This window comes from Candidatus Limnocylindria bacterium, from assembly GCA_036523395.1.
Lineage (GTDB): Bacteria > Chloroflexota > Limnocylindria > P2-11E > P2-11E > CF-39.
In genome coordinates this window covers 1-20,506 of sequence record DATDEH010000072.1, presented here as the reverse complement: position 1 = coordinate 20,506, position 20,506 = coordinate 1, and the positions used below count along the sequence as shown (strand labels likewise).

Sequence of the window (20,506 nt, the reverse complement as noted above, 5' to 3'; positions counted from 1 at the left end):
TCCGAGCTACACGCGGACCTGCGCCCGTTGGCGAGGGCCGCCCAGCTCCTCGTCACCGAGGGCCGCGCGATCGAGCCTCCGGTCGGTTCGCTCGATCGGATCCGCCGCCGCGCGACGGCCCCGCGGCCGCGCGGACTGGTCTGGCTGCGGCCGGCGTTCGCATTCGCCACGGTGGTGTTGCTCGTCCTGAGCCTCGGCGGAGCCGCGTATGCCAGCACGCCAGGCGAACCCCTGTTCGCGCTCCAGCGCGGGCTCGACGACGCGTATCTCACGCTGCCCCGATCGGCCAGCGGATCCGCGAGCGCGTCTCTGAGCGTGGCCGACCGTCGCGTCGCCCAAGCGGCGAGCGCCGCCAAGAAAGCGTCACCAGACGCGCTGCGCGTGACGCTGGACGACGTGCTCCGCTATCTCGCGCGCGCTCGCGCTGACATCGCACGCCTGCCCGACGGGCAACGCCAACTCGAGCAGAGGAACCTTGCCGCCTTCGAGCGCGGGGCCCGGGACCGCCTCGAGGAGTCCCGTCAGGAAGCGAATGGGGAGAACAACAACGTCCTGAACGGCGTGCAGTCCGCCCTCGATCGCGACGCCGACCGCGACGAGAACGATGGACAGAACGGGCAGAACGGGCCGAACGGACAGAACGAAGGTACTAGGCCGTAGGTTCCGGCCCTTCCGTACGTCTTATTCCGCAGATCACGCGATCAACCCGACGCGCATTCGACAGGAGGAACGACATATGAGGACTCATCTTCGAGCACTCTTCATCAGCGTCTTCGCCGCGGCCGCGCTCATCGCCGGCTCTGCGACGACGCTCGCGGTCGAGGTCGCGGTGCTCGCCGGCGACACGTGCAACACCGATGGCAGCACCGACACGGGCGCGAACAACCTGGACGCGGACGAGCAGGACAAACAGGTCGCCAGCGACGCCGACGAGAACGGCAAGATGCACGACGAGCAGGCGTCGACCGACAAGGGCAACAACGAGTGCGGCACGAACGAAGACGGCGCCAAGGAGAACAAGACCGCGGGCGCCGGAACTCACGGGGACATGGACCACAAGGACAACGGAGCCGCGACACCGGCCACGGGCGCGAGCGGCGGCGCCGGCACCAGCGGCAATGGCGCTAACGGCAACAACAACAACCAGGACGACGGACAGAAGTAAGGTCCGGCCCCGGCGCAGCGGAACGTCGCAGAATCGCCGGGGTGATCCCCGATGAAGAGCTCATCGACGCGGCGCGTCGCGGCGACCGCGACGCGTTCGCCCGGCTCTACGAGGCGTGTTATCCCAGCGTGTATCGCTTCGCTTACTTTCACACCCGAACGGTCGCGGACGCCGAGGACGCGGCGGCCGACGCGTTCCTCAGCGCCATCGAGAACGTCAGGCGGTTTCGGGGCACCGCCGTCCAGTTCACCGGATGGCTGATCAGGATCACTCGGAACACCATCATCGATCGCGGCCGGAAGGCGAAGCCGCAGCTCCCTTTGGAAGATGTGCCAGACCTCGTTTCCCACGATCGCTCCGGGGACGTGGTCGAGCGGGTCACGCTGCAGGCGGCCCTGGCGAAGCTCGGGGACGATCAGCGTTCGACGGTCGTGATGCGCTTTGTGCTCGGCTTCAGCAGCCGGGAGACCGCGCAGGTGCTGGGGAAGACCGAAGGAGCGGTCGAGCAGCTACAACGCCGAGGCTTGGCGACCCTCGCAAAGGAGCTGAGCGTCAGGGAGTGAAGTCCACCTCGACCTCGATGACCGCGTTCGTTCGTGGATCGATGTTCGCGCGGAACTTCTCCGTCGCGGTCGCGCCGGGGGGCACGTAATCGCAGTTCACCTGGACGGTGAACACGCGTATGACCTGGCACGGCGCGTCATATTTCTTGAAGTAGAGCTGTCCCTGCGGCGTTGCCTTCGCGATGGCGACGTACTCGGCGTCGCTGAGGGCGCCAACCCCGGGGCGCAGATAAAGGAACGCGATCACGAAGATCGCCACGAGTGCCCCGAAGATCGCGAGCTGTGCGCGGACGCTGATGCGCCGGGTCAGAGCTGCGCCCCACCGCGCGCGAGATCGAGCGCAGTTGCGAGCGTCAGCTTCGCGGCCTTGAGCCAGAGGCGCTTGTTCGTGATCTTGTCGGGAGTGTCGTTCACCGTGTGGAACGTGAAGTTGCCGGGGAACGTCGAGTCGATCTCACCGTAGCGTTGCACCAGCGCGACCGATGGGATGCCGCCGACGAGACCGAAGGGCGCGGCATCGAGGATGAACGCGTCGGTGGTCGCGAGCTGCTCGACGAGAGGCGAGATGCCGATCGCGTAGCGCTGGTTCGCGTCCTTCACGCGGTCGCGCAGCCCTGCGGATTTCGCCGTGTAGTAGACGAGGTCGAGGCGGTCTGCGAGCGGATTGAATCCGACCATGTCGATGTTGATCACCCAACGGTACGGATTCGGCGGCGGAAGGGACTGCAGATAGGCGAGGCTGCCCTTGAAGAAGTACTCCTCGCCGTCGAAGAACGCGAGCACGATCGGCATGCGCAACGACGCGCGATCCGCGGCGAGGATCCGCGCGTACTCGAGCAGCGCGGCGGTACCGGTCGCGTTGTCGTCGGCGCCCGGCGCGGGATCGAGCGCGGGACGCCAGCCCGGCGTGCGATTCGCGGTGGAGTCGTAGTGCGCGCAGACCATCCCGGCGCCGCCGAGGAAGCCCTCGGCGCCGGCGGCGAGCGGATTGATCGTCGCGAAGATGTTGTCGAGCCTGACACCGTTGTACGAAGTCGGGATGTCCTGCACGACCACGCCCGGGATCGCGGTCAGCTGCTCCATGAGGTATGCGACCGCCCTGGCGTGTCCCGGATGCAGTGGATGACGCGATACGAAGGAGGTCAGGGCGCGCAGATGATCGTCGAGCTTGGCTGGGTTGATCTGCGCGACGATGTCCGCGATCGGCTTCGGTGTCGGACTCGGCGTGGGCGTAGGACGAGCCGTCGCGGACGCTGCGATGGAAGCGCTCGCCGCCGCTGTCGACGGGACCGCTGCGGCCGTCGGTGATGACGTGTTCAGACCGACGCTCGCCGGTATCGCGCCGCATGACACAGATAGCGTGACGAGCAGTGCGGCGAGAGCCCTCATCGTTCTAGGCTAAACGGGCCCTCGCCGCGAACAGTGTGCTAGTTCATCTTCCCCGCGCCGACCGGCTTCTTCTCATGTTCCTCGGCCTTCTCCGCGGCGTACTGCTGCGACCAGAAGACGACCTTGCCGTTGTCAGCGTCAACGACGACGGTGTCGCCTTCTTTGAACTCGCCGGACAGCACTTTCTGCGCGAGCGGGTCGAGGATGAGGCGCTGGATCGTGCGCTTGATCGGACGGGCACCGTAGGCCGGATCCCAGCCCTCCTTCGCGACGAACGCCTTTGCGTTCCTCGTGAGCTCGAGAGTGAGCTTGCGCTCCGCGAGACGCTTCGCCAGGATCTGCACTTCTTTCTCGACGATCTCCATGAGCTGCTCGGTCACGAGGTTCTTGAAGATGACGATCTCGTCGACGCGGTTGAGGAACTCGGGACGGAACTGCCCGCGGAGCGCATCCATGACGCGCTTCCGCATCATCTCGGGCTGGTCCGCGAGCTCGGTGATGAACGTCGAGCCGACGTTGCTGGTCATGATGATCACCACGTTCTTGAAGCTGACCGTCCGACCGTGACCGTCGGTGAGACGGCCGTCATCGAGCACCTGCAGCAGGACGTTGAAGACGTCCGGATGAGCCTTCTCGATCTCATCGAGTAGGAGCACCGCGAAGGGTCGGCGTCGGACCGCTTCGGTCAGCTGCCCGCCCTCCTCGAATCCGATGTACCCGGGTGGCGCGCCGATGAGGCGAGCGACGGTGTGCTTCTCCATGTATTCGCTCATGTCGATGCGGACCATCGCCTTCTCGTCGTCGAACAGGAATTCCGCGAGCGCCTTGGCGAGAAGGGTCTTGCCCACGCCGGTGGGACCGAGGAACAGGAACGAGCCAAGCGGACGGTTCGGATCCTGCATACCGGCGCGCGCGCGCCGCACTGCGTTGGCGACCGCGGTCACCGCCTCCTCCTGTCCGACGATGCGAGCGTGGAGGTTCTCCTCCATCCGAAGGAGCTTCGAGACCTCGCCCTCGAGGAGCTTGGTGACCGGGATGCCGGTCCACTTCGCGACGACCTCGGCGATGTCCTCGGGCGTGACCTCCTCGGTGAGCAGCTTCTCGCCGCGCTGCAGCGACGCGAGCTTCTCCTCCGCCTCGCGGACCTCTCGCTCGAGCGCGGCGAGGGTCCCGTACTTCAGCTCGGCGGCCTTGCCGTAATCGGCGGCACGCTCGGCCTTCTCGATGTCCATGCGTACCTGCTCGAGCTGGGACTTCTTCTCGCGGATCTGCTGGATCGCGGCCTTCTCCTGTTGCCATCTGGAGCGCAGGCCCTCGGACGATTCCTTCAGGTTCGCGAGCTCCTTCTCGAGACGGACGAGGCGCTCCCTGCTGGCCTCGTCGGTCTCCTTTCGGAGGGCCTCGCGCTCGATCTCGAGCTGGCGGATCCGCCGGTCCACTTCGTCGAGCTCGGCGGGCATCGAGTCGATCTCCATGCGGAGCTTCGACGCCGCCTCGTCCACGAGGTCGATGGCCTTGTCCGGCAGGAACCGGTCGGAGATGTATCGCGCGGAAAGGGTCGCGGCCGCGACGAGCGCGGAGTCCTGGATGCGCACGCCGTGGTGCACCTCGTAGCGCTCGCGCAGCCCGCGCAGGATCGAGATCGTGTCCTCGATCGACGGCTCGCCGACGTACACCGGCTGGAAGCGCCGCTCGAGCGCGGCGTCCTTCTCGATGTGCTTGCGGTATTCGTCGAGCGTCGTCGCGCCGATCGTGTGAAGCTCGCCGCGCGCAAGCATCGGCTTCAGCATGTTCGCGGCGTCCACCGCGCCCTCGGCCGCGCCGGCCCCGACGACGGTGTGGAGCTCGTCGATGAACAGGATGATCTGGCCCTCGCTCGACGCGATCTCCTTCAGGACGGCCTTGAGCCGCTCCTCGAACTCGCCGCGGTACTTCGCGCCCGCGAGGAGCGAGCCGATGTTCAGCTCGAAGATGCGCTTCTCTTTGAGGCCCTCCGGGACGTCGCCGCGAACGATGCGCTGCGCGAGTCCCTCGACGATCGCGGTCTTGCCGACGCCTGGCTCGCCGATGAGCACGGGGTTGTTCTTCGTGCGACGCGACAGCACCTGAATGACCCGTCGGATCTCCTCGTCGCGGCCGATGACCGGATCGATCTTGCCCTTTCGCGCTAGGTCGGTGAGGTCGCGGCCGTATTTATCAAGGGACTGGTACTTGCCCTCCGGATTCGCGTCGGTCACGCGCTGGTTGCCCCGCACGTCCTTGAGCGCACCCAGCACGCGCTCGTGCGTGATGCCGAGGCGCTTGAGCGCCTGGCCGGTGTAACCGTTGTCGGCGGTCATCGCGAGCAGCAGGTGCTCGGTCGAGACGTATTCGTCGCCGAGCGCGTCTGCTTCCTTCTGCGCCTGCTGCAGCACGCGCCCGAGACGCGCGGACGCGCCGATCTGCACGTTGCCGGAGACCTTCGGCTGTCGCTCGAGCTCGGTGTGCAGCGCGGCAGTGAGCTGCGCGGGTTGAACGCCGAGCGCCGTCAGTACGCTCGGCACGACCCCGCCCTGCTGCTCGAGCAGCGCAGCGGCGATGTGCTCGACATCGATCTGGCTGTGTCCGTTCTCGGTCGCGCGCTGCTGCGCGCTGATGATCGCTTCTTGCGATTTCTCTGTGAGCTTCTTCGGATCGATCATTTCACTACCTGCTCAATCTCTTTAGAGGAGTCCCTTGCGGGGATCCTCACCAGCGCGTGTCGTCGCGAGCTCCGTGACGAGCTCGCGCTCTTTGTCGGTCAGCTTCGTCGGCAGCACGACCTTGACGGTCAGGTACAGATCGCCGTGCCCACCGGTCGCGCGCGGCATCCCCTGCCCCGCGAGCCGGATGGTCCGGCCGTTCTGAGTCTCGGGCGGTATCCGGAGCGACACGCGTCCTTTGAGTGTCGGGACCGTGACCTCCGCGCCGAGCAGCGCCTCGTGCAGAGCCACGGGTAACACCAGCCTCAGATCCTCACCGTCTCGCTCGAAGACCGGATGCGGCCTCACACGCACGCGGAGGAAAAGATCGCCCGATGGTCCGCCCGCGCTGCCCGGCGCGCCCTGTCCCGCGAGCCGGATGCGCTGACCGTCCTTCACGCCCGCCGGGATCTTCACGCTGAGGCGGCGCGTCGCTCCATCGGGGAGGCGCATCTCGACCGATCGCTCGGTGCCCTTGTACGCCTCCGCCAGCGTTACCTCGACCTCGCTCTCGACATCCGTACCCGCAACCGCACGACGCCGCCGCGTGCTCGGACGCCCGAAGAGTGTCCCGGCGTCGAAGTCCGTCTGTCCCTCGCCGAACAGCGTGCGGAAGAAGTCGGAGAACCCTCCCGCTTCGCCGCCGTTGAACGGGTCCTGGCCGGGTTGGCCGGTGTAGACCCACTGGAATCCACCGGGTTGCTGGCCGCCTTGCCGGAAGCGCTCCCACTCCGGACCGACGGTGTCGTAGCGCTTGCGCTTCTCGGGATCGGAGAGCACCTCGTTGGCCTCGTTGATCTCCTTGAAGCGCTTCTCGGCCTCAGGCTTCTTGTTGATGTCGGGATGGTGCTGGCGCGCGGCCTTGCGGTATGCCTTCTTGATCTCCTCGGCGCTCGCGTTCTTCGAGACGCCGAGTGTCTTGTAGTAGTCCTTGTATTCGACCGGCATGCCCGTTTATCGCAGGGGGAGAACCCTCTGCAACCCCCTCTTCAGCGGCGGAGTCACCCCTGCAACCCCTCTAGTGTGCCGGCGGCGGGACGATCGACGTATGCGCGGCCGCCTCGATCTGCGCCGGCGTCACAGTCGGCCCTCCCGGCTGGAGGGCGATCTTCAGGACCTGGTCGACGTTGTCGACGGTCTTGATCTCGACCGTGTCGAGAACTTCCTTGGGGATGTCGATCAGGTCCCTTTTGTTCTTCTCGGGGAGGATGAAGACCTTGATCCCGGCGCGGTGCGCCGCGAGCAGCTTCTCCTTCACCCCGCCGATCGGAAGGACGCGACCGCGCAGCGTGATCTCACCGGTCATCGCGACGTCGCGTCGGACGCGGCGGCCCGAGAGGGCGGACACGATGGCGGTCGCCATCGTCACGCCGGCGGACGGACCATCCTTGGGGATGGCGCCCGCGGGGACGTGGATGTGCATCGCGTGGTCCTCGAAGAATCCCTTCGGGATCCCGAAGTCACGCTCGTGAGCTCGGACGTAAGAGAGCGCGGCGCGGGCGGACTCCTCCATCACCTTGCCGATCTGGCCGGTGAGTGTGAAGTCCTCGTCCTTCCCGTCGATGACGGTGGCCTCGACGGTGAGCACGTCACCGCCCGCCTCGGAGACCGAGACGCCGGTGGCGGCCCCGACCTGATCCTCTTCCTCGGCCAGGCCGTAGTCGAAGCGCTGTGGGCCGAGGTACTCGGAGACCTTGTCGAGTGTGATCTCGACCTTGTCGGTCTTGCCCTCGGCGATCGCACGCGCGACCTTGCGACACATCGTGCCGATCTCGCGCTCGAGGTTCCTGACGCCGGCCTCGCGCGTGTAGCGGCGGACGAGCTCCCGGAGAACCTCGTCGCCGATCACGAGCTTGGGCTCGATCGCGGGCGTCACGGCCGGCTGGACGTTCGTGCCGTCCTGCGAGACCGGACCGTCCGTCTTCACCTCGCCGTCGGTACGCTCGCCGCCGGCGAGGCCGTGCTGCTTCAGTTGGCGCGGGACGAGGTAGCCCTTCGCGATGTGAAGCTTCTCCTCCTCGGTGTAGCCGGGGAGACGGATGATCTCCATGCGGTCGCGAAGCGGCGCGATGATCGTGTCCTCGACGTTGGCCGTTGTGATGAAGATGACCTTCGAGAGGTCGTACGGCACCTCGAGGTAGTGGTCGGAGAACGTGTTGTTCTGCTCGGGGTCGAGCACCTCGAGCAGCGCCGAGCTCGGGTCGCCGCGGAAGTCCGCGCCGACCTTGTCGATCTCGTCGAGCATGAACACGGGGTTCACTTCAGCGGCGGTCTTCATGTTCTGGAGGATCCGGCCGGGGAGCGCGCCGACGTAGGTGCGGCGGTGCCCGCGGATCTCGGCCTCGTCACGGATGCCGCCGAGCGACATGCGGATGAACTTGCGACCCATCGCGCGCGCGATCGACTTGCCAAGACTCGTCTTGCCGACGCCCGGCGGGCCGACGAAGCAGAGGATCGGGGCGCGCAGGTTCTGCGAGAGCTTGCGCACCGCCATGTACTCGATGATCCGGTCCTTGACCTTCGGCAGGCCGTAGTGGTCCTCGTCGAGGATCTTCGCCGCCTGAGCGATGTCCCAGTCGTCGTTCGCCGCGACCTTCCACGGCAGCGATACCAGCCAGTCGACGTAGGTGCGGATAACTCCTGTCTCGGGCGACGCCTGCGGGATCTTCTCGAGCCGGCCGAGCTCCTTGAGCGCCTTCTCCTTCACCGGATCGGGCATGCCGGCCGCTTCGATCTTCTCGCGCAGCTCCCGCACCTCGGAGCCCTGGTCGTCGTCGCCGAGCTCCTTCTGGATCGCCTTCATCTGCTCGCGCAGGATGTATTCGCGCTGCGTCTTGTCGAGCGTCTGCTGGACCTCGCTCTGGATCTTCTGCTTCAGCTCGAGGATCTCGTTCTGCTTCGCGAGGAACACGCCGAGGAAGCGCAGTCGCTCGATGACGTTGCGCGTTTCGAGAAGCTGCTGGCGCTGCTCCAGCGTGAGGTCCGGGCTCGATGCGACGAGGTCCGAGAAGTGCGCCGGGTCATCGGTGTTCTTCGCGGTCATCGCGAGCTCGGGCAGGATGGATCCCCCGTTGTCGACGTAGCGCTCGAAGAGCGCCTTCACGTTGCGCATCTGCGCCTCGCGCTCCACCGGGTCACCGAGCTCCTCTTCGATGGGCTCGAAGGTGACGCGGAAGAATCGCGACTCAGGCTGGTATCCGGTGATGCGTACACGCTGGGCGCCCTGGACGATGATCTGCGCACTGCCGTCCGGGATGCGAAGCAGACGCACGATCTCGGCGACGGTGCCCACGTTGTGGATCTGCTCGGGCTGCACGTCGTCGATCTCGGCGTCGCGCTGGGCGACGAGCACGATGAGGTGCCGCTCTTCCGCCATCGCGGCGTTGATCGCGGCGACGGACTTCTCGCGGCCGACGCCGAGTGGCACGACCAGCTTCGGGAAGACGACCGCTTCGCGCAGGGGTACCACCGGTAGATCGCTCGGGTACGCGCCCGTCGGCGTGGTCGTCTTCGTTTCGTCCGTCATTTTGGTCCTCTGTTTCTTTTCGCGGTTCAGGTCAGATGCGTTGCGCGCTCGTCATGTGAAACGGCGTGGCCGGGCGCACCATTCCGCCCGGCCACGCCCCGTGCGTTCCTATTGGTACTACTTCGAGTTCCCGCCGGTCGCGTTGACCTTGATGGTCCTGGGCTTCACGTTCTCAGCCTTCGGCAGCACGAGCTGCAGAACGCCGTTCTCGAAGGTCGCCTCGACCTTGGTCGGATCGATCGCGACGGGAAGGGTGAAGGCGCGCTGGAACTTGCCCGCGCGCCGCTCCTGTCGGAGCCAACCGTCCTCACTCACGTCGGTCCGGCCCTTGACCTCGCCACCGATCGAGATGGAATCGCTCGTTGCGTTGATCTCCAATTCATTCGGAGTCACACCGGGAAGATCAGCGCGGAGGTGATAGGCGTCTTTCGTCTCCCAGAGGTCCACCGGGACCGCCATTTGGCCCGCGGCGAGCCCCGTCCAAACGGTCGGACGGATGTAGCTCTCCTCGAAGAGACGATCCATGGCGTCGCGGAGGGACACGATGTCGGTCATTGGCGTGAATCGGGCGATGGTCATGTTCGTCCTCCTCTTAGAAGCGCGTGCCGTCTGTTCGGCCGCGCTTTGGTCTTTGGTCGGCGGTGTCCACCTGTCCGTCCACGTCGTCCTTTTCGCTGCCGAGCTCTGCGAGCTCGCGCATGAGGTCCTCCATCAGGTCCGCAGCATCGCGCATGTGAAGAAGCAGCTTCACGCCCGCGAGGTTCACGCCGCGCACCTGTGTCAGGTACCGGATCACGCGTACGCGCTGCAGATCGTCATCGGAGTAGAGGCGGATGTTCGTCTCGGTCCGGACCGGTTCGAGCAGGCCCTCCTCCTCGTAGATCCGTAGCGTCCGCGGATGGCAGCCCGCGAGACCGGCCGCGATGGAGATGACGTAGACGGGTCGGTGACCACCTGCCATGCGCTTTTGTATAAAACCTGTCAACGCCATTGTCAAGACTTCTGCCGTTGGCTGCACAACCCTTGTCGGCCGCCACGCGCAAGAAGAGCCAGCCATCAGGCGAAGACGCACCGGCGGCCCGCGGAAATACACGCGCGGTCGTCCCCGAGTGGGACAATCGCGCGCCGTGCGTTTCGGTCTCGACTTCGGTACCTCCAACACGTCGGTCGCTGTCTGGGACGGCGAGCGCTCGACCGTGCTGCCTGTCGACCCGCTCGCCGGGGCCGCGATGCCGACGGTCCTGTACGTCCGGCGCGATGGGTCGAGCATCGTCGGGCGGCCGGCGATCGACGCGTATCTCCTGGATAACCGCCAGCGCGGCCCGGTCACGCGGGAGTTCAAGCCGCTCGGCATCCGGATGGAGTCGTCGAACCCGCGGCAGAAGACGGTCGAGGCCGTGATCTACACCGACACGTCTTCACCGGGCCGGCTCTTCCAAGCGCTGAAGACCTTCCTGGGCGATCCGCTCGACGTTCGCACAAACGTGTTCGGCGAGGAGCGCGGCCTTGAAGACCTCATCGCCGTGGTCCTCGCGCACGTGCGGGAGCGCGTACGCGACCTCGTCGGCGAAATGCCAGCGGAGATCACGGTCGGCCGGCCCGTCGAGTACATCGGCGGGCCGGCGGCCGAGGCGCGGGCCGTGGGCCGCATGCGTCGCGCGGCGGAGCTCGCCGGGATCGGTGAGGTCCGCTTCGCGTTCGAGCCCGTCGGCGCTGCGCACGCGGCGGACGTCACGTCGGGGCTGACGCTCGTCTTCGATTTCGGCGGCGGCACGTTGGACCTCGCGATCGTTCGGCGCCAGGCCGGAGCGCTCGAGGTGCTGTCGACGGCGGGCCGCAACATCGGCGGCGACCGCTGCACGGAGCGGCTCATCGACGACGTCATCGCGCCACAGCTCGGCTCGCGGGCGACCTGGACACCGAAACGTCTGCGTCTACCAGCGTTCATGGTGAACGCGCTGCACGACTGGCATGCGCTATCGGCACTGAACGAGAAGCCGCTGCTCGAGGCGCTCGACGATCTCGTTCGCCAGGGCGCTCCGAAGCGCGAGCTCGCCGCACTCCGCAGCGCCATCGAGCTCCAGCTCGGTTACGAGATCTTCATGACCGCGGATATCACCAAGTGCGCTCTCTCGAGCGAGCCCGCGGCGATCCTCACCTATCACCACGGCGCGGTCGACGTCGACGCCCGCGTGACACGCGGTCGGTTCGAACGCCTCATCGACAACCTCGTGACGGAGACGGACGCGCTCGTTACGGACGTGCTCGTCCGCGCGACGGTGCGCTCGACCGACATCGTCGAGGTCGTGACGACGGGCGGATCGAGCGCGATCCCGGCCTTCCGCGCGCTCCTCGCGCGGCGCTTCCCGAACGCGCGCGTTCGTGACGCAGCGGCATTCACGAGCGTCGCCGCGGGTCTTGCGATGCCTGGCGTCGAGGAAGCCGCGCTCGCGCGGTAACGCCGCGTATGCTCGAAGAGATGCGGCGTCTCGCTCCACTTCGTGGATACGCCGCCGCGCTCGCGGCCGTGGCCCTGATCAGTGCCATCATCGGCGCGATCGAGGCGCGCGCCCACGTCGCGAACATCTCGATGCTCTACCTCATGGCGGTGCTGGCCTCCGCGACGCTCCTTGGACGCGGGCCGGCGATCGCGGCGTCGATCGTGTCGTTCCTGGCGTTCAACTGGTTCTTCGTCGACCCGATCCACACGCTCCGCGTCGCCGACACGAACGAGTGGTTCGCGCTCGTGGCCTTCCTCGTGACGGCGGTCGTGACCAGCCAACTCGCGGCCAGCCAGCGCGATCGTGCGCGCGAGGCGGCCGATCGCGCCCGCGACGCCACGCTCCTGTTCGAAGTTGCCCGCGTTCTGGGTGAGCCCGACCTGGACACAGCACTCGCCGCGGTAGCCGAGCGCGTACGCCAGGGATTGCGTGTCGCCGGCGTGGTCGTCGAGCTGGACGACGGCGGCGTCGGACATCGCACGACCGCAGGTGACGTCACGGCCCTGGAAGGCGCGGCAATCGGCTCGCTGGCCACGTGGATCCCATCCCCCCGTTCTGCCTCTGGAGCGGGGGCGCGCTGGATCCGGGTCATGAACCCTCATGGCTCGAACACCTCAGCGCGCGATGAGCGAGTGCATGCCGTCCCGCTCCAGGCAGGTGGACGGCGTATCGGTTCGCTCGCGATCATCCGCGCGTCGCCCGAGCCCCATTCGGCGGACGATCGCATCCTGGCATCGGTCGCGACGCAGCTCGCTGGCGCGATCGAGCGCTCACGGCTGCGCCAGCGCGCGACGGACGCCGAGATCCTAAGGCGGGCGGACGAGCTGAAGAACGCGCTGCTCGGCGCCGTGTCACACGACCTTCGCACGCCACTCGCGTCGATCGTCGCGTCGGCTGGAAGCCTCCGGCAGACCGACGTCCGCTGGACGGATGCCGAGCGCGAAAGCTTCCTCGCCGACATCGAACACGAGGCGCGCCGGCTGAGCCGGATCGTCAGCAACCTGCTCGACCTCTCGCGAATGGAATCCGGGACGCTGCACCCGGAACGAAGCTGGTACGACCTCGCGGCTCTCATCGATGACGTCGTCGGACGGCTGCGACCACTCACCGAGAAACATCACCTCGAGGTGCAGGTGCCCGAAGACCTCCCGCCGATCTCGCTCGACTACGTCGAGATCGACCAGGTCCTCTCGAACCTGATCGAGAACGCGGCACGGCACACGCGCCCGGGAACGGCGATCACGGTCAGCGCGGCGGTCGAAGGTGGCGAAGCCATCGTGGAAGTGGCAGACGATGGGCCGGGCGTGCCGAAGGAGGCCCTCGATCGTGTCTTCGAACCGTTCTTTCGCGGCTCATCCGGCGGCGCGCCGCGCGGGACCGGGCTGGGGCTCGCCGTCGCGCGAGGTCTTGTCGAGGCGCACGGCGGCAGGATCTCGGTCCGCAACCGCCCCCAGGGCGGTGCGGTATTCCGTTTCACGCTTCCGATCGAGCAGCCCGCGAGACCGCGCACCGCCGCGACGACACCGTGAACCCGGCGACACGATGAGTCCGCCGACCGGCGCGCGCATCCTCCTCGTGGACGACGAGCCCGCGATCGTGCGCGCGGTCCGCGCGAATCTCGGAAGCCGCGGCTTTCGGGTCGACGTCGCCGAGTCCGGCAGCGAGGCGCTCGAGCGCGTCGAGTCGCATCCGGACTTGATCCTGCTCGACCTCGGCCTACCGGACCTGGATGGTCTCGACCTCATCCGGACGCTGCGCAGCCGAGGTAGGGCGCCGATCATCGTCCTATCGGCGCGCGGGGCGGAGCGCGACAAGGTGCGCGCGCTGGATCTCGGCGCGGACGACTATCTGACAAAGCCGTTCGGCGTAGCGGAGCTGCTTGCGCGCATCCGGGTCGCCTTGCGCCACACGCTCCGGTCGGGGACGGATGAGCCCGTCTTCCGCGCACGGGGACTCATCGTCGACGTCGAGCACCGGCGCGTGACGGTCGACGGCGAAGAGCTCCATCTCACGCCCACGGAGTACGCGCTCCTTACGGCGCTCGTGCGGCACGCGGACCATGTCGTGACCGACTCGATGCTGCTGCAGGAGGTCTGGGGACCCGAATACGGTGACGAAGATCACTACCTGCACGTCTACGTGGCGCGTCTTCGCAAGAAGCTCGAGCGGGATCCACAGAAACCGCGTTACATCGCGACCGAGCCAGGGATCGGCTACCGGCTGCTCACTGAGGAGGCCTGACCCGCCAGCTACGCACGTATTGAGCGAACTTTGAGCGGGCGGCGGATTCCGATGACCCTGCGTTGAGCAACACCGCCGCACCCTTGGTGCATGGCATTACCAGAGGAGCCTGCGACCGAAGAGGCCGCAGCCTCCCCACAACGCTCACCCGACCTCGTGCGGCGGCATGTCGTTCGTGGTCGCCTCCCAGGTTCGCGGTACGTACGCATCGTCACGCCGCGGGACGGTGACTTCAAGCATCGCGCACCCGGCTACCTCGTCGCGGAGGAGCGCGTGCTCGAGGGCCATGGCCGAGCGGGACGCGCGCTCGGTTCGCTGCGCACGCTGCTCATCGGGCGACGGCTCCGCTCCGAGCAGGAGATCGAGGAACGCGTCGGGACGCTCAAGGGCCTTGCCGTCTTCGCGTCCGACAACATCTCATCCGCGGCGTACGCGACCGAAGAGATCATGCGCGTGCTCCTGCTCGCGGGCGCAGGTGCGCTCGCCCTCACGATGCCCATCACGATCGGCATCGTCGTGGTGCTCGCTATCGTCGTGACCAGCTACCAACAGACGATCCGCGCATACCCGAACGGGGGCGGCTCGTACATCGTCGCGAGCGACAACCTCGGACCGGTGTCGGGACTCATCGCGGCCGGTGCGCTCCTCACCGATTACGTCCTCACGGTCGCGGTCTCGATCGCTGCCGGCGTGGCGGCCCTCACCTCGATCTTTCCAGGGCTCTTCGACCTACGCGTCACCGTCGGCGTCGCGTTCGTTGCGCTGCTGTGCCTCGGGAATCTTCGCGGCATTCGCGAGAGCGCGACCATCTTCGCGGCGCCGACGTACGTCTACCTCGGCGCGATGTTCGGACTACTCGGCTACGGCCTCTTCCTCGCCGCGACCGGCGCCTTGCCGAGCTACGTGCCGCCGGCGGACTGGATCCCGACCGGGACCGGTGAGGCGCTCGGACTCGTCCTGCTCCTGCGCGCGTTCGCCGCCGGCTCGGTCGCATTGACCGGTACGGAAGCCGTCTCGAACGGCGTGCCCGCTTTCGCGCCTCCCGAGCCCAAACGAGCCCAGCGCGTGCTCATCCTCATGGGCCTCTGCTTCGGCTCGATCTTCCTCGGCATCAGCTTCCTCGCCGGTCAGCTTGGGATCGTGCCCGACCCGAGCGAGCAGGAGACCGTGGTGAGCCAGCTGACGAGAACGATCGTGGGCACCGGCACGCCCTACCACTACCTGGTACAGATCGCGACCGCGCTGCTGCTGGTGCTTGCCGCAAACACCGCATTCGCCGACTTCCCGCGGCTCGCGAGCATCCTCGCGCGCGATCGTTTCCTGCCGCGCGTCTTTCAGTTCCGCGGCGACCGACTGGCGTTCTCGAGCGGCATCGTGCTCTTGTCGCTCGTGGCCGCGCTGCTCATCGTCGCATTCGCCGGCAGCGTGACGAACCTCATCCCGCTCTACACGATCGGCGTCTTCATCGCTTTCACGCTCAGTCAGAGCGGCATGGTGAAGCACTGGTGGCGCCTACGAGCGACCGAGCCACGCTGGCGGCTGCGGGCGACGATCAACGGCATCGGCGCGGTGACCACCGCGATCGTGAGCGTCGAGGTCGCAGTGGCGAAGTTCGCGCTCGGCGCGTGGATGATCGCCGTGCTCATCCCCGCCCTCATCGCGCTCATGTGGGCGATCTCCCGCCATTACCGGACGGTCGGCGATCTGTTGACGCTCGAGCGACCCGACCTGCCGCTCCCGCGCATGGCCGTGCCGCACGTCATCGTGCCGGTAGCCAGGCTCGATCGCGCCGCACTTCACGCGCTCGCGTTCGCGCGCTCGATCTCGAACGACGTGACGGCGGTGCATGTCGCCGATGACGCAGGCGCTGCGGAGCGCATGCGGGAGCGCTGGCGCGCGCGCGACGATGGCATCGCTCTGGTCGTCATCGAATCGCCCTACCGGGCTCTCATCCCGCCACTGCTCGCCTACGTCGATGCGCGAGCGCGGCAGGATCCGGAGCGCCCGATCACGATCGTGCTGGCGGAGTTCGTGCCGCGCCACTTCTGGGAATACGTGCTCCACAACCAGACCGCGCTCCGGCTCAAGCTGCGCCTCTTCTTCCGGCCGAACACGGTCGTCGTCGACATTCCGTACCACGTCGCCAGCGACGGATGGGACCCCGCCGAGTCCTAGCCGAAAAGCGCCTTCCGCACGCTGGCTTCGTCCTTTGTCGGTGACAGCACGACGATCCGGTCACCGACCTGGAGCTTCGTGTCGTCGTCAGCGTGCACGACGCTTCCCTTGCGCACGATCCCGCCGACGGCAGCGCCGTCCGGCAGACCGAGCGAGCCGATCGCCCTGCCCGCGGCAGGCGTGCCTGCGGCGATCTCCGCCTCAATGAGCTCGAGATGCGACCCAGTGAGCGGCATCAGAGGCATGAACCCGCCCGACGGAAGCTCCTGCTCGATGACGTTCATGATCACGCGCGTCGACGAGATCGTCTCGTCGATGCCGAGGGCCTTGAACACGATCTCGTTCTTCGGGTCGTTCACGCGAGCGATCACGCGCGGGACGTTGCACTTCCACTTCGCGAGCTGGCAGACGATGAGGTTGACGGCGTCCTGGCCTGTCACGGCGATCACGGCATCCGCGCGCTGGCAGCCGGCCTCCAGTTGGTATCGGCCCTCGTCTGCCGGCGCGTTGAGGACGATCGAGCCGAGCTGCTCCTCGATGACCTGCGCTCGCCGCCGGTCGCTCTCGAGGAGCATGACCTCGTGGGACGACTCGAGGAGCGCCTTGGCGAGATGGAAGCCCACCTCTCCGCCCCCTGCGATGACGAAATACACCTAGCCGAGCTCCCCCGCCATCGCGGTCTCCGCCTTCTTGGATTTCTCTATGAGCACCTTCCCCACCTCGGCATCGCCCATGAGCATCGCCTCGAGCAGCGTGCCCAGGATCGTCGTGCGCGAGACCGTGCTGATCTCGTGCTCTCGGTAGAGCGCGGCACGGATGGGATCGTTCACCTTGGCGATGACCCGCTTCACACCGAAGATCTGGCGCGCGATCTGCGCCGCCATGAGGTTCCGGTTGTCACCCTGGGTGAGTGTGAAGACGGCATCCGCCTTGTCGACCCCGGCCGTTCGTAGGACCTCGAGATCGGTCCCGTTGCCGAGCAGCGTGGTGCCGCCGAAGTTCTGAGGTAGGTGGACGAACGAACCACGCTCGAGGTCGACGATCGTGACCGCGTGACCAGCCTTGTCCAGCTGACCCGCGAGGAACGCGCCGACCCGGCCGCATCCGACGATGACGATGTTCAACGTGTCTCTTCCTGACGATACGCGAGCACTGCGCAGTGCGCTCCTACGTACACGCCCTGGACCGTCTTGCCGACGTACACCCGGCCTAAACGCTTGCGGAACGGCATGCCGAGCAAGATGAGGTCCGTCTTTCTGTCCCGCGCTGTGTCGATGATCGCGGCCGCCGCCTCCCGCGCCTGCACGAGCTCTGTCTCGATGTGCGCGCCGGCTTGCTCCGCCACCTTTACGGCGTCGTCGAGGACGCCCTCCCCGCGCTCGCTTTCAGGCTCCAGGATCGCGTCGAGAGGAAGATTCCACCTGACCTCGATCACATGGATCGCCACGATCTCGGCCTTCGCGGGCTTCCCGAGGACCACCGCCACGCGAATGACCTCGGGGTCCACGCTCGTGCCCGCGAGCGGCACGAGGATGCGCTTCAACTGCATTGCTCGCGGGAGTCTACCGCGATGGTTCGTTCGGCTCGCGTGGTGTGACGCCGTGGCCGGTATCTTCGGTGTGATACGGAATGTCGATGACGATCGTGTTCGGACGGAAGAGCAGCGAGAGCTTGAGGCGAAGCGCCGTCTGGCTGTGAAGTATCCATTCCCACCAGTTGCGCGGCACGAACTCCGCAAGCACCACGGTGATCGGACGGTCGTCGCGCTTGTCGATGGCGTCGATGTAGCGGAGCAGCGGTTGTAATAGCGAGCGATAGGGCGACTCGATCACATCGAGCGGCACCTCGGTCGTCCAGCGTTTCCAACGGCGCTCGAACTCCTTCGCGCTCTCGGTGGTCGTCGCGATGTGCACGGCGCGTACGGTCGGCGAGATGGAGCGGGCGAACGCGACCGCCTGCAGCGTCGCGCGATCGAGGCGCGCGACGGGGATGATCACGACCGGCGGCTTCAGCGTCGGGATGGGCTCATCAGGCCGGTCCAGCGTGAGCGAGTCGTGCACGGTCGTGTAATGGCGGTTGATCGCGTAGAGCAGGCCGACCAGGATCGGCATGACGACGAGCACCATCCAGGCACCGTAGAAGAACTTCGTGTACACGACCACCGCGAGCACCGTGCCGGTGACGATCGTGCCGAAGCTGTTGATGAACATGCTGAGGCGCCATCCGGGATTGCGAAGATGCCACCAGCGTCGCACGAGACCGCTCTGCGAGAGCGTGAACGCGGCGAACACGCCGATCGTGTAGAGCGGAACGAGTTCGGTCACGCTCCCATGGAACGCGGCCAAGACCGCGGCGGACATGATCGCCAGCGCGATGATCCCGAACGAAAAAGCGAGGCGCTCGCCACGGAAGGCGAATTGGCGAGGCATGAAGCGGTCGTCGGCAAGCACCGAGGCGAGGCGCGGAAAGCCGCTGAACCCGGTATTCGCGGCCAGCAGCAGGATGATCGCGGTGGAGAGCTGCACCACGAAATAGAACGGCGTGCGGTCGCCGACGAGCGACCGCGTGAGCATGCTGTTCACCGTCTCGAGCTCGGACTGATCGGGCGCGATGCCGATGCGCGTCGCGAGATAGGTAAGCCCAAGGAACAGGGTGCCGAAGATGGTGCCCATGCAGACCAGCGTGATCACGGCGTTGCGTGACTCCGGTGACTTGAAGTTCGGGACGCCGTTGGCGATCGCCTCGCTACCGGTGAGGCCGACCGAGCCGGACGCGAAAGCGCGCAGCACGATGAGCGGCGTGAGCAGCTCGAGTCCCTCCGGCTCGAACGCGTCGCGCGGGATGACCGCGTCTGGCACATCACCCGACACGATGCGGAACACGCCGTACGCGATGAGCCCGAGCAGCGAGGTGATGTAGACGTACGTCGGCGCCGCGAAGATCACGCCGGCCTCCCGGATCCCACGCAGATTGCCGAGCGTCAGGAGCGCGATAAGACCGAGCGCCCACAGCACGCGGTGATCGTGGACGGCAGGCACGAAGCTCGAGATCGCGGCCACGCCCGCGGCCGATGACACCGCGACGGTGAGGACGTAGTCGATGAGCAGCGCGGAGGCAGCGATCAGCCCAGGGATGACCCCGTGGTTCTCCTTGGCAACGATGTAGCTGCCGCCGCCGTTCGGATACGCACGGATGACGCGCGACTCGGAGAGGATCACCACCGCGAGGACCACGCAGACCGCGATCGCGATCGGCATCGTGAGCGCGAGAGCGGCGCCGCCGGCGATCGCGAGAACGCGCATCGCTTCCTCGGTCGCGTACGCGGACGACGAGATGTTGTCCGAGGCCATGATCGCAAGACCGGTCTTCTTCGAGAGCCGCTCTCCCGCCTCCTCTTCCGAGGTCAGGCGTGCGCCGAACAGGATGCGGCGCACGCCCTGATAGGCGCGCCCGAGCTTGCCTTGCGCCGCGTCCACGCGTGGCGTCGCGACGTAGTGGCCGCTGTGGCGCCGGAACTCGCTGGCCGCGGGTCGGACGATCCGCACGCGGCGGTCGCCGATCTTCGTTCCTGAGTGGGTCGCACGTTCCTCGAGCGAAGGCGCGTCAGGAGGGTCATCGCGACCGTTATCGCCCCGGTCGCTCATCCTCCACATCCAGCGGTTCGGGATCGTCGAGGTGATACGGCACGTCGAGCACGGCTGTGTTGCGTCGTACGAATAACCGTAGCTTCAACAGCAACGCGGTCTGGTTGTGGAGCAGAGCTTCCCACCAGTGCCGCGGCACGAACTCCGCGAGGACCACGATGATCGGCCGTCCGGGGCCACCCCGGTCGATCGCGTCGAGATATTTGAGGAGCGGTGGCATGAGCGCACGGTACGGCGAGATTATGGTATCGAGCGCGATCGTCTCGCCCACGACGCTTTCCCAGCGCCGCTTGAACGCCGCGGCGCCTTGGGTGTCGTACGAGATGTGGACCGCGTGCACCTCACCGCCCAGGCCGCGCGCGATGCTCAGCGCGCGCAGCGAAGCGCGGTCGATGCGGCTGATCGGCACCACGACGCGCGGGACCGTCGGCTGCACGCGGATCGGGGCGGTCGCCGCGATGAGGAGGCTGTCTTCGATCGATCGGTAGTGGCGATTGATCGCGTACAGCATCGCGACGAGGACCGGCAGGATCGCGATGACCATCCACGCACCGACCTGGAACTTGCTGATGCCGACGACGA

19 protein-coding genes are annotated in these 20,506 nt (G+C 66.9%); 7 read left to right on the top strand and 12 right to left on the bottom strand.

Annotated features, from left to right (window positions below):
- Nucleotides 1-27: 27 nt before the first annotated feature.
- The 3 genes from VI056_09275 to VI056_09265 all read left to right on the top strand — a co-directional run bounded on the left by VI056_09275 (nt 28) and on the right by VI056_09265 (nt 1,728).
- Entirely contained in the window at nt 28-660 is a 633-nt protein-coding gene (locus VI056_09275) for a hypothetical protein (GenBank protein ID HEY6203222.1), read from the top strand.
- 76 nt (nt 661-736) lie between these two features.
- Entirely contained in the window at nt 737-1,165 is a 429-nt protein-coding gene (locus VI056_09270) for a hypothetical protein (protein HEY6203221.1), read from the top strand.
- 41 nt (nt 1,166-1,206) lie between these two features.
- Nucleotides 1,207-1,728 (top strand): RNA polymerase sigma factor, encoded by a 522-nt coding sequence (locus VI056_09265; protein ID HEY6203220.1) that lies wholly within the window; start codon nt 1,207-1,209, stop codon nt 1,726-1,728.
- Here the strand turns inward: VI056_09265 and VI056_09260 are convergent.
- The 7 genes from VI056_09260 to VI056_09230 form a co-directional block, all read right to left on the bottom strand.
- Nucleotides 1,718-1,987, bottom strand: a complete 270-nt coding sequence (locus VI056_09260) for a hypothetical protein (GenBank protein ID HEY6203219.1) — start codon at nt 1,985-1,987, stop codon at nt 1,718-1,720. The genes VI056_09265 and VI056_09260 overlap by 11 nt on opposite strands.
- 47 nt (nt 1,988-2,034) lie before the next feature.
- Entirely contained in the window at nt 2,035-3,117 is a 1,083-nt protein-coding gene (locus tag VI056_09255; GenBank protein HEY6203218.1) for a M28 family peptidase, read from the bottom strand.
- Between the two features lie 38 nt (nt 3,118-3,155).
- The gene (gene clpB, locus VI056_09250) at nt 3,156-5,795 is read right to left on the bottom strand and encodes an ATP-dependent chaperone ClpB (protein HEY6203217.1); all 2,640 of its coding nucleotides are present in this window, start codon (nt 5,793-5,795) and stop codon (nt 3,156-3,158) included.
- Between the two features lie 24 nt (nt 5,796-5,819).
- Nucleotides 5,820-6,785 carry a DnaJ C-terminal domain-containing protein gene (locus VI056_09245; protein ID HEY6203216.1) on the bottom strand — a complete coding sequence of 322 codons (966 nt, stop codon included), beginning with the start codon at nt 6,783-6,785 and terminating at the stop codon, nt 5,820-5,822.
- Nucleotides 6,786-6,855: 70 nt separating this feature from the next.
- Complete coding sequence (lon, locus tag VI056_09240) at nt 6,856-9,363, bottom strand: endopeptidase La (GenBank protein HEY6203215.1); 2,508 nt, start codon at nt 9,361-9,363, stop codon at nt 6,856-6,858.
- A 117-nt stretch (nt 9,364-9,480) separates the two neighbouring features.
- Nucleotides 9,481-9,942 carry an Hsp20/alpha crystallin family protein gene (locus VI056_09235; GenBank protein HEY6203214.1) on the bottom strand — a complete coding sequence of 154 codons (462 nt, stop codon included), beginning with the start codon at nt 9,940-9,942 and terminating at the stop codon, nt 9,481-9,483.
- Nucleotides 9,943-9,955: 13 nt separating this feature from the next.
- Nucleotides 9,956-10,324, bottom strand: coding sequence for a MerR family transcriptional regulator (locus tag VI056_09230; protein HEY6203213.1), 369 nt, complete (start codon nt 10,322-10,324; stop codon nt 9,956-9,958).
- 166 nt (nt 10,325-10,490) lie between these two features.
- On the opposite strand from VI056_09230, the gene VI056_09225 reads away from it, so the two are divergent.
- The 4 genes from VI056_09225 to VI056_09210 all read left to right on the top strand — a co-directional run bounded on the left by VI056_09225 (nt 10,491) and on the right by VI056_09210 (nt 16,280).
- The gene (locus VI056_09225; GenBank protein ID HEY6203212.1) at nt 10,491-11,822 is read left to right on the top strand and encodes an Hsp70 family protein; all 1,332 of its coding nucleotides are present in this window, start codon (nt 10,491-10,493) and stop codon (nt 11,820-11,822) included.
- Nucleotides 11,823-11,842: 20 nt separating this feature from the next.
- Nucleotides 11,843-13,393 carry an ATP-binding protein gene (locus VI056_09220; protein HEY6203211.1) on the top strand — a complete coding sequence of 517 codons (1,551 nt, stop codon included), beginning with the start codon at nt 11,843-11,845 and terminating at the stop codon, nt 13,391-13,393.
- A gap of 13 nt (nt 13,394-13,406) precedes the next feature.
- A complete protein-coding gene (locus VI056_09215; protein HEY6203210.1) occupies nt 13,407-14,105 on the top strand; it encodes a response regulator transcription factor in 699 nt (232 codons plus the stop codon).
- A 90-nt stretch (nt 14,106-14,195) separates the two neighbouring features.
- Nucleotides 14,196-16,280, top strand: a complete 2,085-nt coding sequence (locus tag VI056_09210) for an APC family permease (protein HEY6203209.1) — start codon at nt 14,196-14,198, stop codon at nt 16,278-16,280.
- Here the strand turns inward: VI056_09210 and VI056_09205 are convergent.
- The 5 genes from VI056_09205 to VI056_09185 form a co-directional block, all read right to left on the bottom strand.
- Nucleotides 16,277-16,933 carry a TrkA family potassium uptake protein gene (locus VI056_09205; protein HEY6203208.1) on the bottom strand — a complete coding sequence of 219 codons (657 nt, stop codon included), beginning with the start codon at nt 16,931-16,933 and terminating at the stop codon, nt 16,277-16,279. The genes VI056_09210 and VI056_09205 overlap by 4 nt on opposite strands.
- Nucleotides 16,934-17,404 carry a TrkA family potassium uptake protein gene (locus VI056_09200; protein HEY6203207.1) on the bottom strand — a complete coding sequence of 157 codons (471 nt, stop codon included), beginning with the start codon at nt 17,402-17,404 and terminating at the stop codon, nt 16,934-16,936. It abuts the gene before it with no gap.
- Entirely contained in the window at nt 17,401-17,829 is a 429-nt protein-coding gene (locus VI056_09195; GenBank protein HEY6203206.1) for a universal stress protein, read from the bottom strand. The genes VI056_09200 and VI056_09195 overlap by 4 nt, the downstream gene beginning before the upstream one ends.
- A 13-nt stretch (nt 17,830-17,842) precedes the next feature.
- Entirely contained in the window at nt 17,843-19,924 is a 2,082-nt protein-coding gene (locus VI056_09190; GenBank protein HEY6203205.1) for an APC family permease, read from the bottom strand.
- On the bottom strand, nt 19,905-20,506 hold a 602-nt coding region (locus tag VI056_09185; protein HEY6203204.1), incomplete at its 5' end, for an amino acid permease. The genes VI056_09185 and VI056_09190, both read right to left, overlap by 20 nt.